At 60.2% G+C, this 26,024-nt stretch carries 22 protein-coding genes; 12 read left to right on the top strand and 10 right to left on the bottom strand.

The genetic code is table 11. The annotated features are described in order from the left end of the window. Window positions 1-137: 137 nt before the first annotated feature. Entirely contained in the window at window positions 138-1,733 is a 1,596-nt protein-coding gene (gene cueO / locus ABFX35_RS11650) for a multicopper oxidase CueO (protein WP_346081150.1), read from the top strand. Between the two features lie 141 nt (window positions 1,734-1,874). Further along, on the top strand, window positions 1,875-2,411 hold the full coding sequence (gene hpt / locus ABFX35_RS11645) for a hypoxanthine phosphoribosyltransferase (protein ID WP_346081148.1): 537 nt from the start codon (window positions 1,875-1,877) through the stop codon (window positions 2,409-2,411). 53 nt (window positions 2,412-2,464) lie between these two features. On the opposite strand, the gene can is transcribed toward hpt, so the two are convergent. Then, the gene (gene can / locus ABFX35_RS11640) at window positions 2,465-3,157 is read right to left on the bottom strand and encodes a carbonate dehydratase (RefSeq protein WP_279024794.1); all 693 of its coding nucleotides are present in this window, start codon (window positions 3,155-3,157) and stop codon (window positions 2,465-2,467) included. Window positions 3,158-3,344: 187 nt separating this feature from the next. On the opposite strand from can, the gene ABFX35_RS11635 reads away from it, so the two are divergent. Both ABFX35_RS11635 and ABFX35_RS11630 read left to right on the top strand, forming a co-directional pair. Next, complete coding sequence (locus ABFX35_RS11635) at window positions 3,345-4,268, top strand: ABC transporter ATP-binding protein (protein ID WP_095847305.1); 924 nt, start codon at window positions 3,345-3,347, stop codon at window positions 4,266-4,268. Beyond that, on the top strand, window positions 4,265-5,035 hold the full coding sequence (locus tag ABFX35_RS11630; RefSeq protein ID WP_346081145.1) for an ABC transporter permease: 771 nt from the start codon (window positions 4,265-4,267) through the stop codon (window positions 5,033-5,035). The genes ABFX35_RS11635 and ABFX35_RS11630 overlap by 4 nt, the downstream gene beginning before the upstream one ends. 51 nt (window positions 5,036-5,086) lie before the next feature. On the opposite strand, the gene panD is transcribed toward ABFX35_RS11630, so the two are convergent. The 3 genes from panD to panB all read right to left on the bottom strand — a co-directional run bounded on the left by panD (window position 5,087) and on the right by panB (window position 7,454). Then, entirely contained in the window at window positions 5,087-5,467 is a 381-nt protein-coding gene (gene panD, locus ABFX35_RS11625; RefSeq protein WP_279024800.1) for an aspartate 1-decarboxylase, read from the bottom strand. A 278-nt stretch (window positions 5,468-5,745) separates the two neighbouring features. Beyond that, complete coding sequence (gene panC / locus ABFX35_RS11620) at window positions 5,746-6,600, bottom strand: pantoate--beta-alanine ligase (RefSeq protein WP_346081143.1); 855 nt, start codon at window positions 6,598-6,600, stop codon at window positions 5,746-5,748. Window positions 6,601-6,659: 59 nt separating this feature from the next. Beyond that, the gene (gene panB, locus ABFX35_RS11615) at window positions 6,660-7,454 is read right to left on the bottom strand and encodes a 3-methyl-2-oxobutanoate hydroxymethyltransferase (protein WP_279024830.1); all 795 of its coding nucleotides are present in this window, start codon (window positions 7,452-7,454) and stop codon (window positions 6,660-6,662) included. Window positions 7,455-7,626: 172 nt separating this feature from the next. On the opposite strand from panB, the gene qseB reads away from it, so the two are divergent. Both qseB and qseC read left to right on the top strand, forming a co-directional pair. After that, window positions 7,627-8,289 carry a quorum sensing response regulator transcription factor QseB gene (gene qseB, locus ABFX35_RS11610; protein WP_279024803.1) on the top strand — a complete coding sequence of 221 codons (663 nt, stop codon included), beginning with the start codon at window positions 7,627-7,629 and terminating at the stop codon, window positions 8,287-8,289. Continuing rightward, window positions 8,286-9,656 carry a quorum sensing histidine kinase QseC gene (gene qseC, locus ABFX35_RS11605; protein WP_346081141.1) on the top strand — a complete coding sequence of 457 codons (1,371 nt, stop codon included), beginning with the start codon at window positions 8,286-8,288 and terminating at the stop codon, window positions 9,654-9,656. Before qseB ends, qseC begins: the two co-directional genes overlap by 4 nt. Before the next feature lie 11 nt (window positions 9,657-9,667). Here the strand turns inward: qseC and folK are convergent, their stop codons facing one another. From folK to thpR, 6 genes are all read right to left on the bottom strand, one after another. Continuing rightward, entirely contained in the window at window positions 9,668-10,162 is a 495-nt protein-coding gene (folK, locus tag ABFX35_RS11600; protein WP_279024807.1) for a 2-amino-4-hydroxy-6-hydroxymethyldihydropteridine diphosphokinase, read from the bottom strand. After that, window positions 10,162-11,706, bottom strand: a complete 1,545-nt coding sequence (gene pcnB / locus ABFX35_RS11595) for a polynucleotide adenylyltransferase PcnB (protein ID WP_423783648.1) — start codon at window positions 11,704-11,706, stop codon at window positions 10,162-10,164. The genes folK and pcnB overlap by 1 nt, the downstream gene beginning before the upstream one ends. Before the next feature lie 62 nt (window positions 11,707-11,768). Beyond that, window positions 11,769-12,680: a tRNA glutamyl-Q(34) synthetase GluQRS gene (gene gluQRS / locus ABFX35_RS11590; RefSeq protein ID WP_095847314.1), complete on the bottom strand. Its 912-nt coding sequence runs from the start codon at window positions 12,678-12,680 to the stop codon at window positions 11,769-11,771. A 64-nt stretch (window positions 12,681-12,744) separates the two neighbouring features. Next, complete coding sequence (gene dksA, locus ABFX35_RS11585) at window positions 12,745-13,200, bottom strand: RNA polymerase-binding protein DksA (RefSeq protein ID WP_095847315.1); 456 nt, start codon at window positions 13,198-13,200, stop codon at window positions 12,745-12,747. Between the two features lie 182 nt (window positions 13,201-13,382). Next, complete coding sequence (sfsA, locus tag ABFX35_RS11580) at window positions 13,383-14,090, bottom strand: DNA/RNA nuclease SfsA (RefSeq protein ID WP_346081138.1); 708 nt, start codon at window positions 14,088-14,090, stop codon at window positions 13,383-13,385. Further along, entirely contained in the window at window positions 14,087-14,629 is a 543-nt protein-coding gene (gene thpR / locus ABFX35_RS11575; protein WP_346081136.1) for an RNA 2',3'-cyclic phosphodiesterase, read from the bottom strand. The genes sfsA and thpR overlap by 4 nt, the downstream gene beginning before the upstream one ends. A gap of 136 nt (window positions 14,630-14,765) precedes the next feature. Here thpR and hrpB point away from each other — a divergent pair, with 136 nt between their 5' ends. From hrpB to fhuB, 6 genes are all read left to right on the top strand, one after another. Continuing rightward, on the top strand, window positions 14,766-17,204 hold the full coding sequence (hrpB, locus tag ABFX35_RS11570) for an ATP-dependent helicase HrpB (RefSeq protein WP_346081134.1): 2,439 nt from the start codon (window positions 14,766-14,768) through the stop codon (window positions 17,202-17,204). A gap of 99 nt (window positions 17,205-17,303) precedes the next feature. Beyond that, entirely contained in the window at window positions 17,304-19,844 is a 2,541-nt protein-coding gene (gene mrcB / locus ABFX35_RS11565; protein WP_346081133.1) for a bifunctional glycosyl transferase/transpeptidase, read from the top strand. A gap of 223 nt (window positions 19,845-20,067) precedes the next feature. Further along, window positions 20,068-22,251 (top strand): ferrichrome porin FhuA, encoded by a 2,184-nt coding sequence (gene fhuA / locus ABFX35_RS11560; RefSeq protein WP_346081131.1) that lies wholly within the window; start codon window positions 20,068-20,070, stop codon window positions 22,249-22,251. Between the two features lie 45 nt (window positions 22,252-22,296). Continuing rightward, complete coding sequence (gene fhuC / locus ABFX35_RS11555) at window positions 22,297-23,091, top strand: Fe3+-hydroxamate ABC transporter ATP-binding protein FhuC (RefSeq protein WP_346081129.1); 795 nt, start codon at window positions 22,297-22,299, stop codon at window positions 23,089-23,091. Next, window positions 23,091-23,987 (top strand): Fe(3+)-hydroxamate ABC transporter substrate-binding protein FhuD, encoded by an 897-nt coding sequence (gene fhuD / locus ABFX35_RS11550; protein WP_279024820.1) that lies wholly within the window; start codon window positions 23,091-23,093, stop codon window positions 23,985-23,987. The genes fhuC and fhuD overlap by 1 nt, the downstream gene beginning before the upstream one ends. Continuing rightward, window positions 23,984-25,972 carry a Fe(3+)-hydroxamate ABC transporter permease FhuB gene (gene fhuB, locus ABFX35_RS11545; protein WP_346081127.1) on the top strand — a complete coding sequence of 663 codons (1,989 nt, stop codon included), beginning with the start codon at window positions 23,984-23,986 and terminating at the stop codon, window positions 25,970-25,972. The genes fhuD and fhuB overlap by 4 nt, the downstream gene beginning before the upstream one ends. Window positions 25,973-26,024 lie beyond the last annotated feature (52 nt).

The raw sequence follows: 26,024 nt of genomic DNA, 5'->3' as shown, positions 1-26,024 counted from the left end.
TTACCACACTTGTTTGTAAAGGCACCAAATTTTATTACCGGCGCGCCTGTGGCGGGCTGTTAAGGCTTGACCTTCCGCCAGGGGGAGGGTTTAGGCTTAGGTTCTATATGCTACGCCATTCATCAAGGGAGCCTGCGATGCTGCGCCGTGATTTTATCAAACTGACCGCCGCACTGGGTGCGGCGAGCGCTTTGCCGCTATGGAGCCGTGCTGCCTGGGCGGCTGAACAGCCTGCGTTGCCGATCCCGCCGCTGTTAGCGCCGGACGCGCAGGGGAACATCGCGCTGGCGTTCCAGGCGGGGGAAACCCGTTGGTTGCCGCATGTGGCGAGCAAAACCTGGGGCGTGAATGGCGCATTGCTGGGGCCGGCGGTCAGGCTGCAACGTGGGAAGCCGGTGACCGTTGATATTCGTAATCAGTTGCCTGCGGCCAGCACCCTGCATTGGCATGGCCTGGCGATCCCCGGCGAAGTCGATGGCGGCCCCCATGCCTTGATCCCGCCGGGGGAAACCCGTACGGCGCATTTTACCGTCGATCAGCCAGCGGCGACCTGTTGGTTCCATCCGCATACCCATGGCAAAACCGGCCAGCAGGTGATGATGGGCCTGGCGGGGCTGGTGCTGGTAGAGGACGAAGAAAGCAGCCGCCTGCCGTTGCCGAAAACCTGGGGCCAGGACGACATTCCGGTGATCTTGCAGGACAAACGCCTGGGTAACGACGGCCAGATCGCCTATCAGTTGGATGTGATGAGCGCGGCTGTTGGCTGGTTCGGCGATCGGATGTTCACCAACGGCGTGCAGTATCCGCAGCACCCGGCGCCGCGCGGCTGGCTGCGCCTGCGCTTTCTCAACGGTTGCAATGCGCGCTCACTGAGGCTGGCCGCCAGCGATAACCGCCCGCTGTATGTGATAGCCAGCGATGGTGGCTTTCTCAATGAGCCGGTCAAGTTACATGAACTGCCGATACTGATGGGCGAGCGTTTTGAAGTGCTGGTGGATACTACGGATGGTCAGCCGTTTGACATCGTCACGCTGCCGGTCAAACAAATGGGGATGACGCTGGCGCCGTTCGATAAGCCGCTGCCGGTGCTGCGCATTCAGCCCACCCAGGCGCCGGGGGTAACAACGTTGCCCGACTCGCTGGTGGCGCTGCCGGCCTTGCCCGCGCTTGACGGCGTGCAGGAGCGCTGGCTGCAACTGATGATGGATCCCACGCTGGATAAGCTCGGTATGCAGGCCTTGATGCAGCGCTACGGCCACCAGGCGATGGCCGGCATGAGCATGGATCATGGCGACATGGGCGAGGCAGGGCACGGTGGTATGGCCGGAATGGATCATGGCGATATGGCCGGCATGGCGCACGGCGAAGCGCCGTTTGATTTCAGCCACGGCAATATGATCAACGGCAAGGCTTTCGACATGATGAAGCCGATGTTTGCCGCCAAACGCGGCCAGTATGAGAAATGGACTATCTCCGGCGAAGGGGACATGATGCTGCATCCGTTCCACATTCACGGCACCCAGTTCCGCATCCTGTCGGAAAACGGCAAGCCGCCGGCGGCACACCGGGCGGGCTGGAAAGATACCGTGCATGTTGAGGGGTGGCGCAGCGAGGTGCTGGTGCGTTTCGATCATCTGGCCAGCGCAGAACATGCCTATATGGCACATTGCCACCTGCTGGAACACGAAGATACCGGCATGATGCTGGGGTTCACGGTCACCGACCAGGCTTAACCCGCCTGATGCACGCGGCGCGGCCATCAGGCCGCGCTTCAAGCTGCGGGCGCGGCGGCTTGCCGTGCCGCTGCGCGTCGCCAGCGCCTTCCTGCTGTGATAAACTTTGCGCCTTCCTTCCGGCAACCGATCTGAAAACCTATGAAACACACTGTAGACGTCATGATTTCCGAACAGGAAATTAAAACCCGTATCGCCGAACTCGGCCGCCAGATCACCGAACATTACCGCAACAGCGGCAGTGAAATGGTGTTGGTGGGCCTGTTGCGCGGCTCATTCATGTTCATGGCCGATCTGTGCCGCACGATTGACGTGCCGCACGAAGTGGATTTCATGACCGCCTCCAGCTATGGCAGCGGTATGTCCACCACCCGCGACGTAAAAATCCTGAAAGACCTGGATGAAGATATCCGCGGTAAAGACATTCTGATCGTTGAAGACATCATCGATTCCGGCAACACGCTGAACAAGGTACGCGAAATCCTGGCGCTGCGCGGGCCAAAATCACTGGCGATTTGTACGCTGTTGGATAAACCGGAGCGCCGCGAAGTGGAAGTGCCGGTCGAGTTTGTCGGCTTTTCCATTCCTGACGAGTTCGTGGTGGGCTACGGCATTGACTACGCTCAGCGCTATCGCCATCTGCCGTACGTGGGCAAAGTCATCCTGCTGGACGAATAAACCCCATGCAGGCGGCCGCACCCAGAGGGTAAAGGGGCGGCCGCCGGTTGCGTTTAATCGGCGTGCAGCGGGTGCGGTTTATCGACGACGCTTTTTTCTTTCTCTTGCAGCAGCGTGGCCATCCCTTTGCGGTAGCCCATCTCCAGGCTCTCACGGCTGGTGGCGGTGACTTCCAGATCGCGCAGGCGGCCGTCATGAATACCGTACACCCAACCGTGGATCATCACCTTCTGGCCGCGTTTCCAGGCCGATTGCATAATCGTGGAGTGGCCGAGGTTATACACCTGTTCCACAACGTTGATTTCGCACAGCGCATCCAGGCGTTTTTCCGGCTCCAGTTCGCCCAGGCGTGAACTGTGTTTGAACCACAGATCGCGGATGTGCAGCAGCCAGTTATTGATTAAGCCCAGCTCCGGGTTTTCCACCGCCGCTTCCACACCGCCGCAGCCCAGGTGGCCGCAGATGATGATGTGTTCCACTTCGAGCACGTCGACGGCATACTGCACCACCGACAGGCAGTTCAAATCGGTATGGATGACCAGGTTAGCCACATTGCGGTGAACGAACAGTTCACCGGGCTCCAGGCCGGTCAAACGCTCGGCGGGCACCCGGCTGTCAGAACACCCAATCCATAAAAAACGGGGTTTTTGCGCCTGCGCCAGGCGTTCGAAAAAACCGGGATCGTCTTGGCTGATATTCGCCGACCAAACCTGATTGTTGGCAATGAGCCTTTCTATTTCTTTCATGGAAGTTATTGACCTGTAACGAGCAGATTGCGTTGAGGTAATATAGGACAAGCGTCACCATTTGAAAATCATAACTGTTGAATTTTCCGCACGGATTAGACCGCGATGAAAATGCGCGCGGTGATAAAATTCGCCCAATGATAAGAATTCTGCAGCATACATAACGCTACAAGGTGTTTTCTAATTTATGAGTTACGCATTGGAATTAGCGCAATTGACCAAGACCTACGCAGGTGGCGTCAAGGCATTGCGCGGTATCGATCTTCGCGTCGAGGCCGGGGATTTTTATGCCCTGTTGGGGCCAAACGGCGCAGGGAAATCCACCACCATCGGCATTATCAGCTCACTGGTCAACAAAACGTCCGGCACGGTGCGGGTATTTGACTTTGATATCGATAAAGACATCGTCAACGCCAAACGCCAGCTTGGTCTGGTGCCCCAGGAGTTCAACTTCAACCCGTTTGAAACCGTGATGCAAATCGTCGTCAATCAGGCGGGGTACTACGGCGTTACGCGCCGTGAAGCGTTGAACCGTGCCGAAAAGTACCTCAACCAGCTGGATCTGTGGGGCAAACGTAACGATCGTGCGCGCATGCTGTCCGGCGGGATGAAACGCCGGCTGATGATCGCTCGCGCGCTGATGCATCAGCCGAAGCTGCTGATCCTCGATGAGCCGACCGCCGGGGTGGATATCGAACTGCGCCGCTCCATGTGGGGCTTTTTGAAAGAGCTGAATGTGCAGGGAACCACCATTATCCTGACCACCCACTATCTGGAAGAGGCCGAAATGCTGTGCCGTAACATCGGTATTATTCAGGGCGGCCAACTGGTGGAAAACACCTCGATGAAAGCGTTGCTGGCCAAGCTGAAGTCGGAAACCTTCATCCTCGATCTGGCGGCCAAAAGCCCATTGCCGAAGCTGGACGGCTATCGCAGCCAATTGCTGGATACCTCGACCTTAGAGGTGGAAGTGATGCGCGAGCAGGGGCTGAACGCGCTGTTTAGCCAACTGAGCGCCCAGGGCATTCAGGTGCTGAGTATGCGCAACAAGGCCAACCGGCTGGAAGAGTTGTTTGTCACACTGGTTAACGGTAATGGAGGGAAAGCATGACGCGTTTATACTGGGTGGCATTGCAAAGCATCTGGGCGAAAGAGATCCACCGCTTCGCACGTATTTGGGTACAGACGCTGGTGCCGCCGGTGATCACCATGACGCTGTACTTTATTATTTTCGGCAATCTGATTGGTTCCCGTATTGGCGATATGCATGGCTTCAGCTACATGCAGTTTATCGTGCCGGGGCTGATCATGATGTCGGTGATCACCAACGCCTATTCCAATGTGGCGTCATCGTTTTTCGGCGCCAAATTCCAGCGTAACATTGAGGAACTGCTGGTTGCGCCGGTGCCCACCCATGTGGTGATCGCCGGTTACGTCGGCGGCGGCGTGGCGCGCGGGATCTGCATCGGTATTCTGGTCACCGCCATCTCGCTGTTCTTTGTGCCGCTGCATGTCCACGCCTGGTGGGTGATTGCCGCAACGCTGCTGCTGACGGCGATTCTGTTTTCGCTGGCCGGGCTGCTGAATGCGATTTTTGCCACCACCTTTGACGACATCAGCCTGATCCCGACCTTCGTGCTGACGCCGTTGACCTATCTGGGCGGGGTGTTTTACTCGCTGACGCTGCTGCCGCCGTTTTGGCAGGCGGTGTCCAAACTGAACCCGATTGTGTATATGATCAGCGGATTCCGTTACGGGTTCCTCGGCATTACCGACGTACCGCTGGCGCTGACCTTGCTGGTGCTGGTGGTGTTTATTGTGGTGTTTTACCTGCTGACCTGGTATCTGATCGAGCGCGGCCGCGGCCTGCGTTCGTAACTGGGGAAAGGCAGGGAAACGGGCGCCGGGGCAACAGGCGCCCGTGAGGGGTCAGGCAACCTGTACCGGCACGGCTTTCGCTTTGCGCAGCAGGGTGTTTTCGCCTTCGAAGTAGGCCACTTTCGGATGATGCTGGCGCGCATCGGCATCGCTCATTTGTACATAGGAGCAAATGATCAGTTTGTCGCCGACGCAGGCACAGCGTGCGGCAGCGCCGTTGACCGAAATGATGCGCGAGCCGCGTTCGGCGGCGATCGCATAGGTGGAGAAACGCTGGCCGTTGTCAACGTTGTAAATATCAATGGCTTCGTATTCCAGGATCCCGGCGGCTTCCAGGAAGTCCTGATCGATGGCGCAGGAGCCTTCATAGTGCAAGTCGGCCTGAGTTACTTTCACCCGATGCAGCTTGCCTTGCAGCATTGTACGTATCATAGCTTTTAAACCTAACTGAATGTCGGCCCTTGCGGGCGACTGGGGTTAAACATCTTCCTGCATCCCTGCCATACACATCATCCTTCAGGTTGCCTCTTTGTTGGTTGCGTCAGCGCGTCCCGGTCACATAGCCATCTAGGCTCCCGGGAACTTACTGACTTGCCGCCGCGATGCATCATGAATGATTTTGTGTATATACCCGACAACTTGAATTATTTGGGGTATATATGATCGTTGCCGATAAAACCAGGGGAAACGGCAACCGCTGTGCAAATGGCTTACAGCGTTAAATCGACCTGCTGGTTGTCGATCAAGCGCGCTTTGCCAAGCCAGGCCGCCATCAGGATCACCGCGCGTTTGCTCTCCACCGTGAGCGGCAGCAGCGTGTCTGCATCGCGGATAAACAGCTCGTCTGGGGTGAACCCCACCACGCGTAGTTTATAGGCGGCCTGCTCCAGCAGTTCATCAATTTGCCGCTCGCCATTGCCGAGCCGCTCGGCCAGTTCGTTCATGATCTGGTTAAGCTGCGGGGCGGTTTTGCGTTCTTCGGCACTCAGATAGCCATTGCGTGAGCTGAGCGCCAGGCCATCCTGGGCGCGGACAATCGGCACACCGATAATATCAATATCGTAGCCCATGTCCGCCACCATTTTGCGGATCAGCATCAGTTGCTGGTAATCCTTTTCGCCGAAGCAGGCCAGATCCGGCTGCACCAGATTGAACAGCTTGCTGACGATGGTGGTGACGCCGCGGAAATGGCCGGGGCGGCTGGCGCCTTCCAGCATGGTGGAGATCATCGGCACATCGACGTAGGTCTGGCTATCCGGGCCTTGTGGGTACACTTCGGCGGGCGCGGGTGAAAACACCAAATCGACGCCGCGGCGCGTCAGTTTCTCGCAGTCTTCCTGCAGCGTGCGCGGGTAGCGCGCCAGATCGTCCGGGCGATCGAACTGCATCGGGTTGACGAAGATGCTCACCACCACCACGTCACCGCGCGCGCGCGCTTCATCAACCAGCGTCATATGGCCTTCGTGCAGGTTCCCCATGGTGGGCACCAGCGCGATCCGTTTACCCTCCAGGCGCCAGCGCCGAACGTGTTGGCGCAGCATCGGCAGCGTTTCGATAATCAGCATTGCATAACTCCGTTACGGGCCGTTTTTGGCCCGGGCAGGCCAATAAGCCTGCGGCAAGATTAATTAAAAGAGTGTTCTGGCCCAGGGTAGCTGCCCTGTTCTACTTCATGAATATACTGCTGCACCGCTGCACGCATATCGCCGCTCTGCGCCAGGAAGTTTTTGGCGAACTTGGGCGTGTGGCCGCCGGTGATGCCGAACGCATCGTGCATCACCAGGATCTGGCCGTCGGTGGCGTTGCCCGCCCCAATGCCAATCACCGGGATGGTGAGCTGCTCGGTGATTTTGCGCGCCAGCTCGCTGGGAACGCATTCCAGCACCAGCAACTGCGCGCCGGCCAGCTCCAGGTTTTGCGCGTCTTCCAGCAGCTGTTTGGCCGCCAGCTCGTCGCGGCCCTGAACCTTATAGCCGCCAAAAATATTCACTGACTGTGGCGTTAGGCCAAGGTGGCCGCAAACCGGCACCGCACGCTCGGCCAGCATTTTCACCGTATCGCACAGCCAACTGCCGCCTTCGATTTTGACCATATTGGCGCCGGCGCGCATCAGTTCGGCGGCGCTGGTAAAGGTTTGCTCCGGGGTGGCGTAGCTCATAAACGGCAGATCGGCCAGCAGCAGGCAGGCCGGTGCGCCGCGGCGCACCGCGCGGGTATGGTAGGCGATGTCGGCGACGGTGACGGGCAACGTGGAGTCGTGGCCCTGCAGCGTCATCCCCAGTGAATCCCCAACCAGCAGAACGTTAATGCCTTGCTCTTCAAACAGCTTGGCAAAACTGGCATCGTAGGCCGTAAGGGTAGCGAACTTGCGCTGTTCCTGCTTCCACTGGCGCAGATGGGTTATGGTGGTGGGTTTCATCACAACGTCTCCTGAATAGGGCCGCACGGCGTTAGCCTGGCCCCTGACTACAAAAAAAGTGCGGTCATTCTACTGTAAGCCTTACGGGGTGGGTAGCGCAGATCATGATGCTTAAGCGCTTCTTAAGAAATGGATGTTGTAATAAAGCGACTAATGATGAATAAGGATATGCATGAGAATTCTGCTGATTGAAGACGACACGCTGATCGGCGATGGCATCAAAGCCGGCCTGACCAAGCTCGGTTTCACCCTGGACTGGTTTACCGACGGCGTGGTAGGCAAACGCGCCCTGGCCAGCGCGCCCTATGATGCGGTGATCCTCGACCTTAGCCTACCGGGCCTTGATGGCCTGGATTTGCTGCGCGCCTGGCGCCAGGCCGGCCATGATGTGCCGGTATTGATTCTCACCGCCCGCGATGCGCTGGAGCAGCGCCTCAGCGGTTTGCAGAACGGCGCGGACGATTACCTGTGCAAACCCTTCGCGCTGGCGGAAGTGGCGGCGCGCCTGCAGGCGTTGATCCGCCGGCGCCACGGGCAGCTGATGCCGCAGTTGGCGCACGGCAACGTGGTTTTCGATAGCGCCGCCCGTAGCGTTAGCGTTAATGGTGAACCGGTGGCGCTGACGCCGCGCGAGCTGGCGGTGCTGGAGCTGTTCTTGCACAACAAAGGGCGGGTGCTGGCGCGGCCATTGATTCAGGAAAAGCTCTATGCCTGGGACGATGAGGTGAGCAGCAACGCGGTGGAGGTGCATATCCACCACCTGCGGCGCAAGCTGGGCAGCGGTTTTATCCGCACGGTGCACGGCGTGGGCTATACGTTGGGGGCGGCTGAATGAAGCGTTGGAGCCTGCGGCTGCGGCTGATCGTTATTTTCGGCCTATTGGCGTTGGTGACCTGGTGCTGTGCCAGCCTGGTGGCGTGGAAAATCACGCGCGATAACATCAACGAAGTGTTCGACACCCAGCAGATGTTGTTTGCCAAACGGCTGGCTACCGCTAGCCTGGGCGATCTGCTGGCTAGCGAGCAGGTGCGCAGCCTGCCGCAAACCAAGAGGCTGGTGCGCAACGGCAAACGGGGTGAGCAGGATGACGATGCGCTGGCCTTCGCCATTTTCGACCGCCAGGGCCACATGCTGCTGCATGACGGTGAAAACGGCGCCGATGTGATGTTCGATGAGCGCAACGACGGGTTTATCGTTGGCCGCCTAAGGGGCGATGACGATGCCTGGCGGCTGCTGTGGCTGACCAGCCCCGATGGCCGCTATCGCATCGCGGTGGGGCAGGAGTTGGAATACCGCCAGGATATGGCGCTGGATATGGTGACCGGGCAACTGCTGCCATGGTTGATCACCTTACCGATCCTGATGCTGCTGATCGCCTTGATGGTGGGGCGGGAACTGCGGCCGCTGCGCGCCGTGGCCGCCGGGCTGCGCCAGCGGGCGCCGGATGATGCGGCGCCGATCGACGCCCGGCAGGTGCCAACGGAAGTGCGCCCGCTGGTGGACGCGCTCAATACATTGTTTACCCGCATCAATACCATGTTGGTGCGCGAGCGCCGCTTCACCTCCGACGCCGCCCATGAACTGCGCAGCCCGTTGGCGGCGTTGCGGGTGCAGGCTGAAGTGGTGCAACTGGCCGGTGATGATGTGCCGGTGCGTATGCATGCGGTAGAAAACCTGATGGTCAGTATCGACCGCGCCACACGCTTGGTGGACCAACTGCTGACGCTTTCGCGGCTGGATTCGCTGTCGGATCTTGAGCCGCTGGAGCCGGCCGACTGGTGCCAACTGGTGCCGGCGGCGCTGGCCGAGCAGGAGCGTTATGCCAACAGCCGCAGCGTTGCCTTGCACTATCAGCCGCAGGGCACGCCGAAGCCGCTGCCTGGGCAACCGCTGCTGCTGTCTTTGCTGGTGCGCAACCTGGTGGATAACGCGCTGCGCTATACGCCGGTGGGCGGCCGGGTCACGGTCACGTTGAATGAAGGGCAATTGCAAGTGGCGGATAACGGGCCGGGGGTGAGTGCGGAGCAGCTAGCCAGGCTGGGAGAGCGCTTTTACCGGCCGCCGGGGCAGGTGCAGAGCGGCAGCGGGTTGGGCTTATCGATAGTGCAACGCATCGCAACATTGCATGGGCTGACAATGCGTTTCGCTAACCGCACGGAAGGGGGTTTTATTGCTACGGTGGTGTTCCCGGGGCGCGGCTAGCCGGCCCGGGATCATGCACCGGGATGGTGCCACAGCTGCATGCCGTTTCGCGGCACGCGCTTCAGGCATTCGGCCAGTGGCGTGCCGTCGGGCAGCACCAGATCCGGTGCAATTTCGGCCAGCGGGTAGAGCATAAATTCGCGCTCTTTCAGGCCGTAGTGCGGCACCGTCAGCCGTTCAGTGGCGATCTGGTTGTCGCCATACAACAGCATGTCCAGATCGAGAGTGCGTGGCCCCCAGCGCTCGTCTTTGCGCACCCGCCCTTGATTGCGTTCAATGTGCTGGGTGTGATCGAGCAACTGCTCGGCGGGCAACCGGGTATCCAGCGCCACCACCGCGTTGAGGAAATCAGGCTGGTTTTGCGGCCCCAGCGGCTTGGTGCGGTAAAATGACGAACACACGATCAGCCGGGTTTGCGGAATGTGCGCCAGCGCTTCCAATGCCGCATTCGCCTGTTGCAACGGCTGCGCCTGGTTGCTGCCGATCGCGACATAGACGCGGATCATTATTCGCCTTCTTTACGCGGCGCACGGCGGCGTGGCCGGCGTTGGCGTGAACGGCGCGGCGCCGGATCGTCGCCCAGCGTACTGAGCATGCTTTTCTGCTGCGCGGCGGTGGCGGCCTGGAATTCGCCCCACCAGTCGGCCAGGCGTTGCATTTCCGGGTTGTTTTCCACCTGGGCGCGCAGTGCCAGCAGATCGTAAGCCGCGCGGAATTTGGGGTGCTCCATCAGTTTGTGGGCACGTTTCCCCTGACGGCGGGACAAGCGCAGCTGCAATTGCCAGATATCACGCACCAGCGTGGTAATGCGTTTAGGAATCGCCAGCGAACGGCACTGCTCGTCCAGCACATCGTTCATGGCCAGCGCGAAGGCATCGTAATAGGCCAGCCCGCTTTCCTGGGCCAGTTTCTGCGCGTGCTCCAGCAGCGGATACCACAGCATGGCCGAGAACAGGAACGCCGGGTTGACGCGCATGTTGTTCTGCAACCGGTGATCGGTGTTTTTCAGCACCTGGATCAGGATACGTTCCATCGGCGTATCGTGGTTCGGCGTGAAGTTGCGCGCGATTAACGGGAACAGCGGCTGGAACAGCTGGTATTCACACAGCTTCAGGTAGGTCGGCAGCCCGTAGCCGGCCTGCAGCAGCTTGAGCGACTCTTCAAACAGGCGCGCCGGCGGAATTTCGTGCAGCAGGGCGGCCAGGCGAGGGATCGGCTCCGCGCTTTCTTCGCTGATGGTCATATCCAACTTGGCGGCGAAGCGCACCGCCCGCAGCATGCGTACCGGATCTTCCCGATAGCGGGTTTCCGGATCGCCGATCAGGCGTATCACACCCGCTTGCAGATCGCGCATGCCGCCGACGTAATCGCGCACCGTGAAATCCGCCACGCCGTAATACAGGCTGTTGATGGTGAAGTCGCGGCGCTGGGCATCTTCTTCGATCGAACCAAAGATGTTGTCGCGCAGCAGCATGCCGTTTTGCGCCTGCTGGGATGAATTTTTATCGTGCTCCTGGTCTTGCTCCAGGTGCTGTTCATGGTGGCCGCGGAAGGTGGCCACTTCGATGATTTCCGGCCCGAACATCACATGCGCCAGGCGGAAGCGGCGGCCGACCAGGCGGCAGTTGCGGAACAGTTTGCGCACCTGTTCCGGCGTCGCATTGGTGGTGACGTCGAAATCTTTGGGCTTTTTGCCCAGCAGCAGATCGCGCACGCCGCCGCCGACCAGATAGGCTTCAAAGCCTGATTTATTCAGGCGGTACAGCACCTTCAGTGCGTTATCGCTGATGTCTTTGCGTGAAATGGCGTGCTGATCGCGCGGGATGACGGTCATAGAGCCGGCGCTTTCGCTAACGGGCGGCTGCGGGCGTTTTGCCGGCGCAGGGCGGCGACGCGGGGCTTCTTTGCTGCTTTCGATGGCGCGCGGCGGCTTGGCAGCCTGGCGTGGTTCGCGAGCTGCGTTTTTATCGCTGGCGGGAGACTGTTCGCCTGCCGGCTTGTCATCGCGGATTAGTACCTTACGGCAGAAATTGGCTACTCGGGTAAAAATGGTACACCTCGATAGTGACTGATAAAAATGGCGCTAATAAAAAAATAGCGGCTAATCATAGCTCACCATGGCGCCTTTGAGAATGCTGATGTGGCTTTATCCAGGGGAATGGCCTTCTGGCGCGGGATGCTTTCCAGCGCCCAATGGTCCACTGCCCAGCTCAATAATAACGGCAGGTCAAGATCTTGCCAGCTTTCCGGCAGCGGTTGGCGCAGAAATTTCAGCGCTGCAACCAATACCGGGCGCGGATCGCCCGCCGGCAGCGCCGGAGCATGGTTTTGCTTGGAGAGTTTCAGCCCGTGTTCACCCAGCGCCAGCGGCAGGTGCACGTAGGCCGGCACCGGTGCCTGTAACTGCCGGTAAAGGGCAATCTGGCGGACGGTGGGTTCGATCAGATCGGCGCCGCGGACGATTTCGCTGACGCCCTGCGCGTGATCGTCCACCACCACCGCCAGGTTATAGGCAAACAGGCCATCGCGGCGGCGGATGATGAAGTCCTCTTGCGCCAATGCCGGATCGGCCAGCAGTTCGCCCTGCAGGCGATCGTGGAAGCGGTATACCGGGTTGGTCTGGCGCAGGCGGATTGCCGCACCCTGCGGGCCAAGCTGCAGATTGCGGCAGTGGCCGTCATACAGCCCGCCGGTTTGTTGAATGCGGCTGCGGGTACAGGTGCAGTAATAGCAGAGCCCTTGTTGCCGGAGCCACGCTAAGGCGGCGCGATAGGCGTCGTGGCGCTGGGATTGGTAGAGCACCGGGCCGTCCCAATGCAGGCCGTAGTGTTCCAGCGTAAACAGGATGCTGTCGGCAGCGCCGGCGACTTCGCGGGGAGGATCGATATCTTCAATACGCAGAAGCCACTGCCCATGTTGCGAGCGGGCTTGTAAATAGCTTCCCAGGGCGGCAATCAGTGAACCGAAGTGCAGATCCCCGGAAGGCGATGGAGCGAAACGCCCCACATAATGATGTTCAGACATAGTTGGAAAAGGCCGTTACCTCATAGATACGGCGCGCCGTTAAGCGCGCCGCAGGGTAACGCGATTAGCCGGCCATCTGCTTTTCGCGGATCTCAGCCAACGTTTTGCAATCAATACACAAATCGGCAGTTGGGCGCGCCTCAAGGCGGCGAATGCCGATCTCCACGCCGCAAGATTCGCAGTAGCCGAAATCTTCGTCTTCCACTTTCTTCAGCGTTTTTTCGATCTTTTTGATCAGTTTGCGTTCACGGTCACGGTTACGCAGTTCGAGGCTGAACTCTTCTTCCTGAGCGGCCCGATCGACCGGATCCGGGAAGTTGGCAGCTTCATCTTGCATATGCGAGACAGTACGGTCCACTTCGTCCCTGAGCTGGTTGCGCCATGCTTCAAGAATACGCTTGAAGTGCGCCAACTGGGCGTCGTTCATGTACTCTTCGCCCGGCTTCTCTTGATACGGCTCCACCCCAGCGATGGCGAGAATGCTCAAGGACGAGGTTTTACGGTTTTGCCCTTCTTGCATGTTGCTTCTCCTACATACACACGCACTATCGAATCCCCAATGCGGGGGAAAAACAGGCCGCTATAAATAACAGATGGTGAGGGGGTTGGCAATTATTCCTGTCGCCTGCTTGACAATGGTGTGAAGGAAGGCGTATTTGGCGGCGTAATATCTCTCTTTTGCATTATTAATGCCGGACATTATTAACCGGTAAATAATGGCACTTTCCCACGAAGAGACAGGCCGCCGGGTGAGACATCGGCCCCATAACACACCACTTCCACCCCCGATTGCTGAACCTGAGCCAAAAGCTCTGCATAATGCGCATCTATATGATGTGCCGGGGCAACCTGCGTGATGCCGGTATGCAAAACGGCAAAAAACAGCACTGCCCGTTGCCCATCAGCCGCCATGTTTTGCAGCTCCCGCAGATGCTTCTGCCCCCTGAGCGTTACCGCATCAGGAAAGTAACCACGGTTGTGTTGCAATAATGTGACCGACTTGACTTCAATATAGCAGTTAACCCGGTTTTCCGCTTGTAATAACAAATCGATACGGCTGTTTTCACTGCCGTACTTTACCTCGCCGCTGATTTTACTGTAACCGGATAATTCCGCGATACGGTTTTGCTCAATCGCCTCGCGCACCAGACCGTTAGCCCGCATTGTGTTAACGCAGATCCAGTCGCCCTGCTGGGTGTGGGTCAGTTCCCAACTGTGCGCATATTTGCGTTTGGCGTTATCCGAGGTGGAGTACCAGACGGTATCGCCCGGCGTCGCGCAGCCCGTCATGGCACCGGTGTTGGCGCAGTGCAGAGTGAAGGTTTCCCCTTGCGGGGTCACGACATCGGCCAGAAAGCGTTTATAGCGCTTGATCAGCGTGGCGGGTTGCAGCGGTGGGGTGAATTTCATGTGTTTCCTGCGTTGTTCAGCGGCCATTGGGCCAGCTCGTGGTAGCGTGTGCGCCCGTTTTCAAAAATGGACTGGCAAAGGGAAAAATGGTCGGCCTGGTAAGCCCAGCCGGGCGTTGCCGGCGGGATCGCCACCGGTTGGTTGGCGGCGCGCAGTAGGGTGATATGGGGATGAAACGGCAAAGGGCTTTGGTAACAGCCGCTGCGCGCCGCCTGTGAGCGCAGCATCTCCGCCAGTTGCAGTAACCCGCGCGGCGCGTGTTTGGCGCCAAGCCAAACCACGCCGGGGCCGGGCCAGTGGCCGAGATCGTCTAGCACCAGCTTGAACTGGCGTTGGCGGATGCGGCCCGCCAGCGCTTGCAGCGCCGCTTCTTTTTGGGCGCTGATCTCGCCAAGGAACGCCAGCGTCAGGTGCAGGTTTGCCGCCGCCACCGGCCGGCCAGCCTCTGCAGCAAACGCGCCGGCCCGCCAGCGGACGATCTGCTGTTGCAGCGAAGCTGGCATGGGCAGTGCAAAAAACAGGCGGCGTGAATTGGACATGGAACCCCGGCAAATGAATGAAACGCTGGGCGTAATGCTACAATGTGCGCCATTTAATGTTAACCATCCCCTTCAGCTTTCTGGCAATGGCGCCTGTGCCGCCATCAAGTGTTGGGGGGAACCCAGGGAGAATGCTGTGTCTTCACTGCCCGTCAGCGAGGTTGTCGATGAAATATTGGCCGCGCTGCAATCCGCCCCGCAGGTGCTGCTGCACGCGCCGACCGGCGCCGGTAAATCCACCTGGTTGCCGCTACAGATACTGGCGCGGGCCAACCTGCCCGGGCGCATTATCATGCTGGAGCCACGGCGGCTGGCGGCGAGAAACGTGGCTTACCGGCTGGCGCAGCAGTTAGGCCAAGAGGTGGGCCAAACCGTTGGCTACCGTATGCGCGCGGAAAGCAAAAGCGGGCCCAACACCCGGCTGCTGGTGGTGACTGAAGGCATTCTGACGCGGATGCTGCAGCAGGATGCCGAACTGCAAGGGGTCTCCTTGGTGATCCTGGATGAATTCCATGAGCGCAGCCTGCAGGCCGACTTGGCGCTGGCGCTGCTGTTGGATGTTCAGCAGGGGCTGCGTGACGATCTAAAACTGCTGATCATGTCGGCGACGTTGGACAACGCGCGCTTATCGCAGTGCCTGCCGGCGGCGGCAGTGGCGGTGTCGCAAGGGCGCAGCTTCCCGGTGGCGCGCCAATATCATCCGCTTGCCAGCCATCAGCGCGTTGAAGACGGCATAGCCAATGCCGTTAAACGTCTGCTGGCAGAGCAGCACGGCTCGCTGCTGCTGTTTTTGCCGGGCGTGGGGGAGATCCACCGCGTGCTGGAGCGGCTGAACGGCGAACTGGCGGCGGATACCGAACTGTGCCCGTTGTACGGCGCGCTGCCGCAGGCGGAACAACAAAAAGCGATCCAGCCCGCCGCGGCCGGGCGGCGCAAGGTGGTGTTGGCGACCAACATTGCCGAGACCAGCCTGACTATCGAAGGGATCCGCCTGGTTGTGGATAGCGGCCTGGAACGCGTGGCGAACTACGATCAGCGCACCGGCTTGACGCGGCTGGTGACGCAGCGTATCAGCCAGGCTTCGATGATCCAGCGCGCCGGCCGGGCAGGGCGCCTGGAACCGGGCATCTGCTGGCACCTGTTTGCCAAAGAGCAGGCTGAACGCGCCCCGGAACATGCGCAGCCTGAGATATTGCAAAGCGAACTCACCGGCTTCTGGCTGGAACTGTTGCAATGGGGCTGCCATGACGCGAGCCAACTCACCTGGCTGGATGCCCCGCCGGCCAGCGCGCTGGCGGCCGCCCGGCGCTTGCTGCACGATCTTGGCGCGGTGGATGCCGGCGGCAAACTCACCGCCAACGGGCGGCAGATGGCCGCGCTCGGGTGCGAACCACGGTTGGCGGCAATGCTGCTGGCCGGGGCGCAGTTAGGGGCGGATGGGCTGGCGACGGCGGCGTTGCTGGTGGCGTTGCTGGAAGAGCCGCCGCGTTCAGGCCAGGCGGATATCGGCTACTGGTTAAGCCGCCCACAGCCGCACTGGCAACGCCGCGCTGCGCAGTTGATCAAGCGCGTGGCGCAGCGCGCCGGGCAGGTGGACGTCGATCTGGCGCCGCGTCTGTTGGCGCAGGGCGCGAGCGATCGCATCGCCCTGCAACGCGGGCAGGACGGGCACTATCTGCTGGCTAACGGTTTTGGCGCCGCGTTGGAGCGTGATGAAGCGTTGTCGCGTGCGGCCTGGCTGATCGCGCCTGCGCTGCTGCAAGGGGCGAACAGCTCGGAAGCGCGTATTCTGTTGGCGTTGCCGGTGGAGATAACGGCGCTGGCGGCGGAACTGCCGGGGTTGGTTTCACAACAGACGGCGGTCGAGTGGGATGAAGAAAAAGGCACGCTGCGTGCCTGGAAGCGCCAGCAGATCGGCCGTTTGACACTGCGGGCGCAGCCGTTGGCCAAGCCCGCCGACGAAGAGTTGCAGCAGGCGCTGCTGGCGTGGGTGCGGGCGCAGGGGCTGGCGGTGTTGAATTGGGATGTTGCCGCCGAACAACTGCGGGCCCGCCTGCAGTGCGCCCGCCAATGGTTGCCGGAGGCGGCGTGGCCGGCGGTGGACGATGAGGCGCTGTTGGCGGCGCTTGAGCAGTGGCTGCTGCCCTCACTCACGGGCGTGCGCGATTTGCGCGGCCTGAAACAGGTGAATATCACTGAGGCGCTCAGCCGCCTGTTGGACTGGTCGCAAAAACAGCGGCTGGATAATGCGCTGCCCACTCATTACACTGTGCCAACCGGTAGCCGTCTGCCTATCCGTTATCATGTTGATAAACCGCCGCTGTTGCCCGTTCGCCTGCAGGAGATGTTTGGCGAACGCAGTAGCCCGATGCTGGCGGAAGGGCGCATCGCGGTGGTGCTGGAGTTACTTTCGCCGGCGCAGCGGCCGCTGCAAATCACCGGCGATCTGGCGGCGTTTTGGCAGGGTGCCTACCGGGAAGTGCAGAAAGAGATGAAAGGGCGCTACCCGAAACACGTATGGCCGGATGATCCCGCCAATGCGGCACCGACGCGGCGCACTAAAAAATATCAGTAAGATAATTCAGATGTTTCTTCTGTTCAGCGGCCGGGTGCAGGAACAGATTAAGCGACAAGATGATGGCCAGCAGAGCCGCAAGCGTGGAGAACGACAGCAATGGCTGGGGATGACCGCGAACCGATTGGGCGCAAAGGGAAACAACCGAAACGCAGTACGCCGCGCAGGCCGCTGCGTGGTCGCAGAGACGACTACGATGATTACGAGGAAGACGAGTATCAGGATGAGTATGACGATGATGAGAAGGATGACGAGGAGGCGCCGATGTCACGTAAGGTAAAAGCGGCACCTCCGCGTAAAAAACGCCGTTGGCTCGGGCTGATAATCAAACTGTTGCTGGTGATTGCCGTGTTGGTGGCGATTTATGGCGTGTATCTCGATTCCCAGATTCGTAGCCGCATCGACGGCAAGGTATGGCAACTGCCGGCGGCGGTTTACGGCCGGATGGTCAACCTGGAACCGGGCATGCCGTACAGCAAAAACGAAATGGTCAATCTGCTGGCGGGCATGCAGTACCGCCAGGTCACCCGGATGACGCGCCCTGGCGAATTCACCGTGCAGGCCAACAGCATCGAAATGCTGCGCCGCCCGTTTGACTTCCCGGATGGGAAAGAAGGGCAAATCCGTGCGCGGTTGTATTTCCAGAACAACCGGCTGTCGAAGATCGAGAACCTGGATAACCAACGCAGCTTCGGCTTTTTCCGGCTCGATCCTCGCCTGATCACCATGCTGCAATCGCCGAATGGCGAACAGCGCCTGTTCGTGCCGCGCGCCGGCTTCCCGGATCTGCTGGTGGATACCTTGCTGGCGACGGAAGACCGCCATTTCTATGAACATGACGGCATCAGCCTGGGGTCGATCGGCCGCGCGCTGCTGGCGAACCTGACCGCCGGCCGCGCGGTGCAGGGGGGCAGCACCTTGACGCAGCAACTGGTGAAAAACCTGTTCCTGACCAACGAACGTTCGCTGTGGCGTAAGGCGAACGAAGCCTATATGGCGCTGCTGGTGGACTACCGTTACAGCAAGGATCGCATCCTGGAGCTGTATCTGAACGAGGTATACCTGGGCCAGAGCGGCAGCGATCAGATCCGCGGTTTCCCGCTGGCCAGCCTGTATTACTTCGGCCGCCCGGTGGACGAACTGAGCCTTGATCAGCAGGCCCTGCTGGTGGGCATGGTGAAAGGCGCTTCTCTGTATAACCCGTGGCGCAATCCACGGCTGGCGTTGGAGCGCCGCAACCTGGTGCTGAAACTGTTACAAAACCAGGGGGTGATCGACGCGGAGTTGTACGACATGCTGAGCGCGCGCCCGCTGGGCGTGCAGCCGAAGGGCGGAGTGATTACACCGCAGCCGGCCTTTATGCAACTGGTGCGCCAGGAATTGCAGGCCCGGCTGGGCGATAAGGTGAACGATCTGTCCGGTGTGAAAATCTTCACCACGCTGGATCCGGTATCGCAGGATGCGGCGGAAAAAGCGGTGGAAGACGGCATTCCGGCATTGCGCGCGGCCCGCCACGTCAGCGATCTGGAAGCGGCGATGGTGATTGTCGACCGTTTCAGCGGTGAGGTGCGCGCCATGGTGGGCGGGGCCGAGCCGCAGTTTGCCGGCTTTAACCGCGCGATGCAGGCACGCCGCCTGGTGGGCTCACTGGCGAAGCCGCCAACCTATCTGACCGCGTTATCCGAGCCGGACAAATATCGCCTGAATACCTGGCTGGGCGATCAGCCGGTGAGCATCAAATTGCCGAACGGCACGAATTGGCAGCCGAACAACTACGATCGTCAGTTCCGCGGCAAGGTGATGCTGGTGGACGCGTTGGCCAACTCGCTCAACGTGCCAACGGTCAACCTGGGGATGTCGGTGGGGCTTGATCAGATCAGCGCCACGCTGCAGCGCCTGGGGATACCGAAAAGCGCCATCAACCCAGTGCCTTCGATGCTGCTGGGGGCAATCGGCCTGACGCCGATGGAAGTGGCACAGGAATACCAGACCATTGCCGGCCTGGGGAACCGGGCGCCGTTATCGGCCGTGCGTTCAGTGATTGCCGAAGACGGCACCGTGCTGTACCAGAGCTTCCCACAGGCAGAGCGTGTGGTGCCGGCTCAGGCGGCATACCTGACGTTGTACGCCATGCAACAAGGCGTCGCGCGCGGCACGTCCCGTTCGCTGTCGGTGAAGTTCCCCAACTACCACCTAGCGGCCAAAACCGGTACCACCAACGATTTGCGTGACAGTTGGTTCGCCGGCATCGATGGCAAAGAAGTGGCGATCGCCTGGGTGGGGCGCGACAATAACGGCCCGGCCAAACTGACCGGCGCCAACGGTGCCCTGACGCTGTACCGGCGTTATCTGGAAAACCAAACGCCGTTGCCGCTAATGCTGCAACCGCCGGAAGGCATCAGCCAAATAGGCATTGACTCTGCCGGCAACTTCATCTGCGGCGGCGGTAGTTGGCGTACCATCCCTGTCTGGACAGACAACCCGCAGGGGATGTGTCAGGCCAGTCAGGCTGAAGTGCAACAGCAGCAACAGGCGCAGCAGCCTTCGCAGCAACAGCCCCAGCAGCAGCAGCAACAGCAGAATGAGCAGAAAGACAGCGACGGCGTTGCCGGCTGGATTAAGGACATGTTCGGCCAGTAAGCGCCATTCACCCTGTTGTGCGTATCAGGCCCGTAGCGAATGCTACGGGCTTTTTCTTTCTTTTTCAGTTGGATACAGCATTATTATGCGCCGCGTTTAATCGCGTGCTGCCGCCGGCCCAAATATTGTTCAGTTATTATTCTCCCCGAATGAACAAGATGATATGCTTATAATAATCATTATTATTAGCGTTATTGTGGTTTTTATCTGGTGGAGGTAAAAAATGCCGAACAAAAGCCTGGTTTTGGCGCATGCCCGCAAAGGGAAAAATGGTTTGCGAGGTGTAGCGTTAGCCGTCGCTGCTGCAGTTGCCGGCCCTGCCTTTGCGGCACAGAGCTCGGCGGGCAATAGCGAAACGCTTACGGTTGTCGGCAGCGACGCATCGCAGGAGAGCGCCTGGGGGCCGGTAGGCACCTATGTAGCCAGGCATAGCGCCACCGGGACGAAAACCGATACGCCGTTGGAAAAAACGCCGCAGTCGGTTTCCGTGGTGACGCGTGAAGAAATAGAGATGCACCAGCCGGTTTCGGTGAAAGAGGTGCTGGGTTATACGCCAGGGGTGATGGTGGGCACGCGCGGCAGCTCCAATTCCTATGACGCGCTATCGATCCGCGGCTTCACGGAAGTTAACACCAACCAGTACCTGAATGGCCTCAAGCTGCAGGGGGATAACTACTCTGAAGCGAAAATCGACCCCTACATGCTGGAACGCGTAGAGGTGCTGCGCGGCCCGGTTTCGGTGCTGTACGGCAAAAGCAATCCTGGCGGGGTGGTTTCCCTGGTCAGCAAGCAGCCGACCACCGAAACCCTGCGTGAAGTGCAGTTCCAGATGGGCACTGACAATCTATTCTCCACCGGCTTTGACTTCGGCGGGGCGCTGGATGACAGCGGGGTATACTCCTATCGCCTGACCGGGTTGGCCAGCAGCGCCGACAGCCAGCAGGAAATGGCGAAGGAAAAACGCTATGCCATCGCACCGGCCTTTAGCTGGCGGCCGGATGATAAAACCACCGTGACCTTCCTGAGCTATTTCCAGAATGAGCCAGACGCCGGCTTTTACGGCTGGCTGCCGCGGCAGGGCACCGTGGTGCCCTATACCGATGCTGAAGGCAACCAGCACAAGTTGCCGACCAATTTCAACGAAGGCGAGGCCAGCAATAAGTTGGCGCGTAAGCAGAAAATGGTGGGCTACAGCGCCGAGCACCAGTTTGACGATGTCTGGACGGTGCGCCAGAACCTGCGTTATATGCAAATCGACAGCGATTATAAAGCGGTGTACGGCAACGGCTACAGCGCGCCCGCCACGCTGAACCGCGCCTATGTCCAATCGCAGGAAAAGTTGAACAGTTTTACCGTGGATACCCAGGCCCAGGCGAAGTTCCGTTACGGCGACGTTGACCATACCCTGTTGCTGGGGGTGGATTACATGCGCATGCGTAACGACATCAATGCCTATTACGGCACCGCCAGCAGCCTCAACATGCTGGCGCCTGACTATGGCAACCCGAACATCGTGCTGACCTTCCCGTATAAAATACTTAACCGGCAGGAACAAACCGGCCTGTATGTGCAGGATCAGGCCGAGTGGAACCATTGGGTGCTGACGCTTGGCGGCCGCTACGACTGGGCGACCACCTCGGTATATAATCGCTCTACACTGAGTACGGTAGAAAAAAATGATGCGCAGTTCACCTGGCGCGGCGGGCTGAACTATTTGTTTGATAACGGCATTTCACCGTACTTCAGCTACAGTGAATCTTTCCTGCCGACGCCGGGCACTGATGCGTTACAGCAACCTTTTGATGCCTCCCGGGCCAAACAGTACGAAGCCGGGGTGAAGTATATCCCGCAAAACCGACCCATTACGCTGACGGCGGCGCTTTATCAACTGACCAAGACCAAAAACCTGACGGCGGATCCGGATCATGCCGGCTTTAACGTGCAAAGCGGCGAGATACGCGCGCGCGGCGTCGAGCTGGAAGCCAAAGCCGCCCTGAACGCCAATATCAATTTGACCGCGTCCTATACCTATACCAACGCCGAGTACACCCACGACAACACCTACCAAGGCAACACCCCGGAGCAGGTACCGACCCATATGGCATCGCTCTGGACGGATTACACCTTCAACGAAACGGCGCTTAGCGGCCTGACCGTCGGCGGCGGTGTGCGCTATGTCGGCAGCTCGCAGGGCGATACCGCCAACAGTTTCAAGGTGGCCAGCTACAGTGTGGTTGACGCCGCCGTTAAATACGATCTGGCGCGTTTCGGGTTGGCTGGCTCTTCCGTTGGCCTTAATGTGAAAAACCTGCTCGACCGTGAATATGTCGCCAGTTGCTACGCTGATTATGCTTGCTACTGGGGCAGCGATCGCCAGGTGGTAGCTACCGCAACCTTCCGTTTCTAATTGATAACCGGGCGGCGCCATGCCGGCCCGGTAAAAACAGGGCTTATGCAGGATACACATCATCACGAAGCACGATTTTCACTGGCCGAAGTGAGTTTCGCCGTGGCGGGGCGCGTGCTGTTGCAGCCGCTGTCGCTGGCCTTTCCACCAGGCCAGGTCAGTGGGTTGATCGGCCATAACGGCTCCGGCAAATCCACGCTGTTGAAAATTTTGGGCCGCCATCAGCCGCCCAGTAGCGGCCAGGTATTGCTCAATGACCAACCGCTGGCCCAGTGGGGCAACAAATCCTTTGCGCGCCACGTGGCCTATTTGCCGCAGCAGTTGCCCGCCGCGGAAGGGATGACGGTGCGTGAACTGATCGCGGTGGGGCGCTATCCGTGGCATGGCGCGCTGGGGCGTTTTGGCGCCGGCGATCACCAACGGGTCGAAGAAGCGATTGAGCTGGTTGGTTTGCAGCGGTTTGCTAACCGCCTGGTGGATAGCCTATCCGGCGGCGAGCGCCAGCGCGCCTGGTTGGCGATGCTGGTGGCGCAAGACAGCCGCTGCCTGCTGCTGGATGAACCCACCTCAGCGCTGGATATCGCCCATCAGGTCGAGGTATTGGCCCTGGTGCAGCGCCTGAGCCATCAGCGCGGGCTGACGGTAATTGCCGTGTTGCACGATATCAATATGGCGGCGCGGTACTGCGATCGGCTGGTGGCGCTGCGTGCGGGCACGATGATCGCGCAAGGGGCGCCGCTGGAACTGATGCGTGCGCCAGTGCTTGAACAGATTTACGGCATCCCGATGGGGACGCTGCCGCACCCCAGCGGCGGGGCGCCGGTAAGCTTTGTATATTGATGGCTGATTACCCACAAGACCCTCTGCGCCGCCGCCTGTTGGCGGCGTTGGCGCTGTCCCCACTGTTTTATTCCCTGCCGGGGCGGAGCAACTCTGCCCCGGAGCTGGCGCGCATTGTGGCGTTGGAATGGCTGCCGGTAGAGCTGCTGTTTGCGCTGGGCGTTATGCCGATGGCGGTGGCCGATATTCCCAACTACAACCGCTGGGTGGCATCGCCGCGCCTGCCGGCGGCGGTGGTAAACGTTGGTATGCGCACTGAGCCTAACCTGGAATTGTTGCAGCAGCTGCGCCCTTCGCTGCTGCTGCTTTCGCAAGGCTATGGCCCCTCGCCGCAGACGCTGGGGGCGATCGCTCCCAGCATGGCGTTTGGTTTTAACGATGGCAGCGGCAAGCCGTTAACCGTGGGTATGCGATCATTACGCGAGCTGGCGCAGCGCCTGGGGCTGGAAGCGAAGGCCGAGCAACATTTGGCGCAGTTCCATGCTTTTGTACAAGGGGCGCGCCAACGGTTACAGGCCTATACCGAACAACCGTTGCTGCTGTTCTCGCTGCTGGATACCCGCCATGCGCTGATCATGGGGCAAAACAGCCTGTTCCAGGAGGTGATGGACAGATTGGGGATCCGCAATGCCTGGCAAGGGGAAACCAACTTCTGGGGCACCTCCGTGGTGGGGATTGAACGCCTGGCTGAAGTGAAGCAGGCGCGCGCCATTTATCTCGATCACCATAATCCGGCGATGTTCACTCGCGTCAGCGCCACGCCGCTCTGGCAGGCATTGCCGTTCGTGCGGCAGAATCAGCTCCGGCAAGCGCCGGCGGTATGGTTTTACGGCGCCACGCTATCCGCCATGCGTTTTTGCCGCCTGTTGCAACAGGTGCAGGAGCACCGCCAATGAGTTCACGTTTGCGTCTGTTTCCTTTGGCGGTGCTGTTGCTACTGCTGGCCGTTGCGGCCGGCCTGACGGTTTATAACCTGTGGCAACAACTGCCGGTGGCGCTGTGGCGGCAGGGGTTCTTTACGCCCAATGTTGATGACATCCGCCAGATGTTGTTCCACTACAGCCTGTTGCCGCGGCTTTGTGTTTCACTGCTGGTGGGGGCGGGGTTGGGGCTGGCCGGCGTGCTGTTTCAGCAGGTATTGCGTAACCCGTTGGCGGAGCCGGCAACGCTGGGCGTTTCCGCCGGTGCCCAGCTTGGCCTGACGGCGGCAACGCTGTGGCTGTTGCCAGGCGGCGAGTTCACCCGGCAATTGGCGGCGATGGTCGGCGCAGTGGTGGTGGGCGTGCTGGTATTCGGTGTGGCCTGGGGCAAGCGTATGTCGCCGGTGACGCTGATTCTGGCCGGGCTGGTGCTGGGCCTGTATTGCGGGGCGGTAAACAGCCTGCTGGCGCTGTTTAATTATGATCAACTGCAAGGCGTATTCCTGTGGGGCACCGGCGCCCTGAACCAGCAGGATTGGTCGACGGTTGCGTTTCTGCTGCCGCGCTTGCTGATCGCACTGCTGCTGGCGTTGCTACTGCTGCGCCCGTTAACGCTGCTTGGGCTGGATGACGGCGTGGCGCGCAATCTGGGGTTGGGGCTTAACGCCGCCCGTCTGGGCGCTCTGGCGCTGGCGATTATTTTCAGCGCCATGTTGGTGAATGCCGTCGGCGTGGTTGGCTTTATCGGCCTGTTTGCGCCGCTGATGGCGAAAATGCTCGGCGCGCGCCGTTTGTTGCCGCGCATGCTGCTGACGCCGCTGCTGGGTGCGCTGTTGCTGTGGCTGACCGATCAGATCATGATCTGGCTGACGCAGGTATGGCGCGAAATCCCTACCGGTTCCGCCACGGCGCTGATTGGCGCGCCGTTGTTGTTGTGGCTACTGCCGCGCTTGCGCGCCCATGCGCTTCCTGCGCCAATGGTTCTGGGGGACAACGTGCAGCCAGAGCGGCGGCATCTGCCGCTGTGGTGCGCCGGGGGCGCGGGGCTGTTGCTGGTGACGCTGGCTTTGGCGTTAACGCTGGGGCAAAACGCCGCCGGCTGGCACTGGAGCCTGGGCGCTGAGCTGGAGGCGCTGTTGCCGTGGCGTTGGCCGCGCCTGGCGGCGGCATTGGCGGCGGGCATGATGCTGGCGGTAGCAGGCACGTTGATCCAGAAGTTGACCGGCAACCCGATGGCCAGCCCGGAAGTGCTGGGCGTTAGTTCCGGCGCGGCGTTCGGCGTGGTCGTCATGCTGTTCATGGTGCCGGGCGATGCCTTTGCCTGGCTATTGCCGGCCGGCAGCCTGGGGGCGGCGGCCACGTTGCTGCTCATTATGCTGGCCGCCGGCCGCGGCGGGTTTTCAACCGAGCGTATGTTGTTGGCCGGTATTGCGCTCAGCACGGCGTTTTACGCCGCCATGTATTTGCTGCTCGCCAGTGGCGATCCACGCCTGGGCGGGCTGTTGACCTGGCTTTCCGGCTCGACCTATAGCGTGGGTACAACGCAAGCGCTGCGCACGCTCGGGGGGGCCGCGATGTTGATGGTGTTGGCGCCGCTGTGCCGTCGCTGGCTGGTGATTTTGCCATTGGGCAGCTCGACGGCGCGTTCATTGGGGCTGGCGTTGGCACCGGCCCGTCTGGCAATCCTGCTGCTGGCCGCAACGCTGACCGCGATGGCAACGCTGACCGTCGGGCCGTTAAGCTTTATCGGCCTGATGGCGCCGCATATGGCGCGGATGCTGGGTTTCCGCCGCGCGATGCCGCAAATGGTCACGGCCGCATTACTGGGGGGCCTGCTGATGGTGGTGGCAGATTGGTGCGGGCGGATGATGATGTTTCCGTATCAGATCCCAACCGGGCTGCTGGCGACGTTTATCGGCGCGCCTTATTTTGTTTATCTGCTGCGTCGGCAGTCGTTTTAATGGAGAAAGGGCATGGTGCCCATTATCACTCGGTTTAACGGCTAATAAAAAA

The organism is Gibbsiella dentisursi (assembly GCF_039539505.1).
Lineage (GTDB): Bacteria > Pseudomonadota > Gammaproteobacteria > Enterobacterales > Enterobacteriaceae > Gibbsiella > Gibbsiella quercinecans.
The sequence above is the reverse complement of the archived record's forward strand: the minus strand, read 5'-3'. Positions and strand labels throughout refer to the sequence as shown.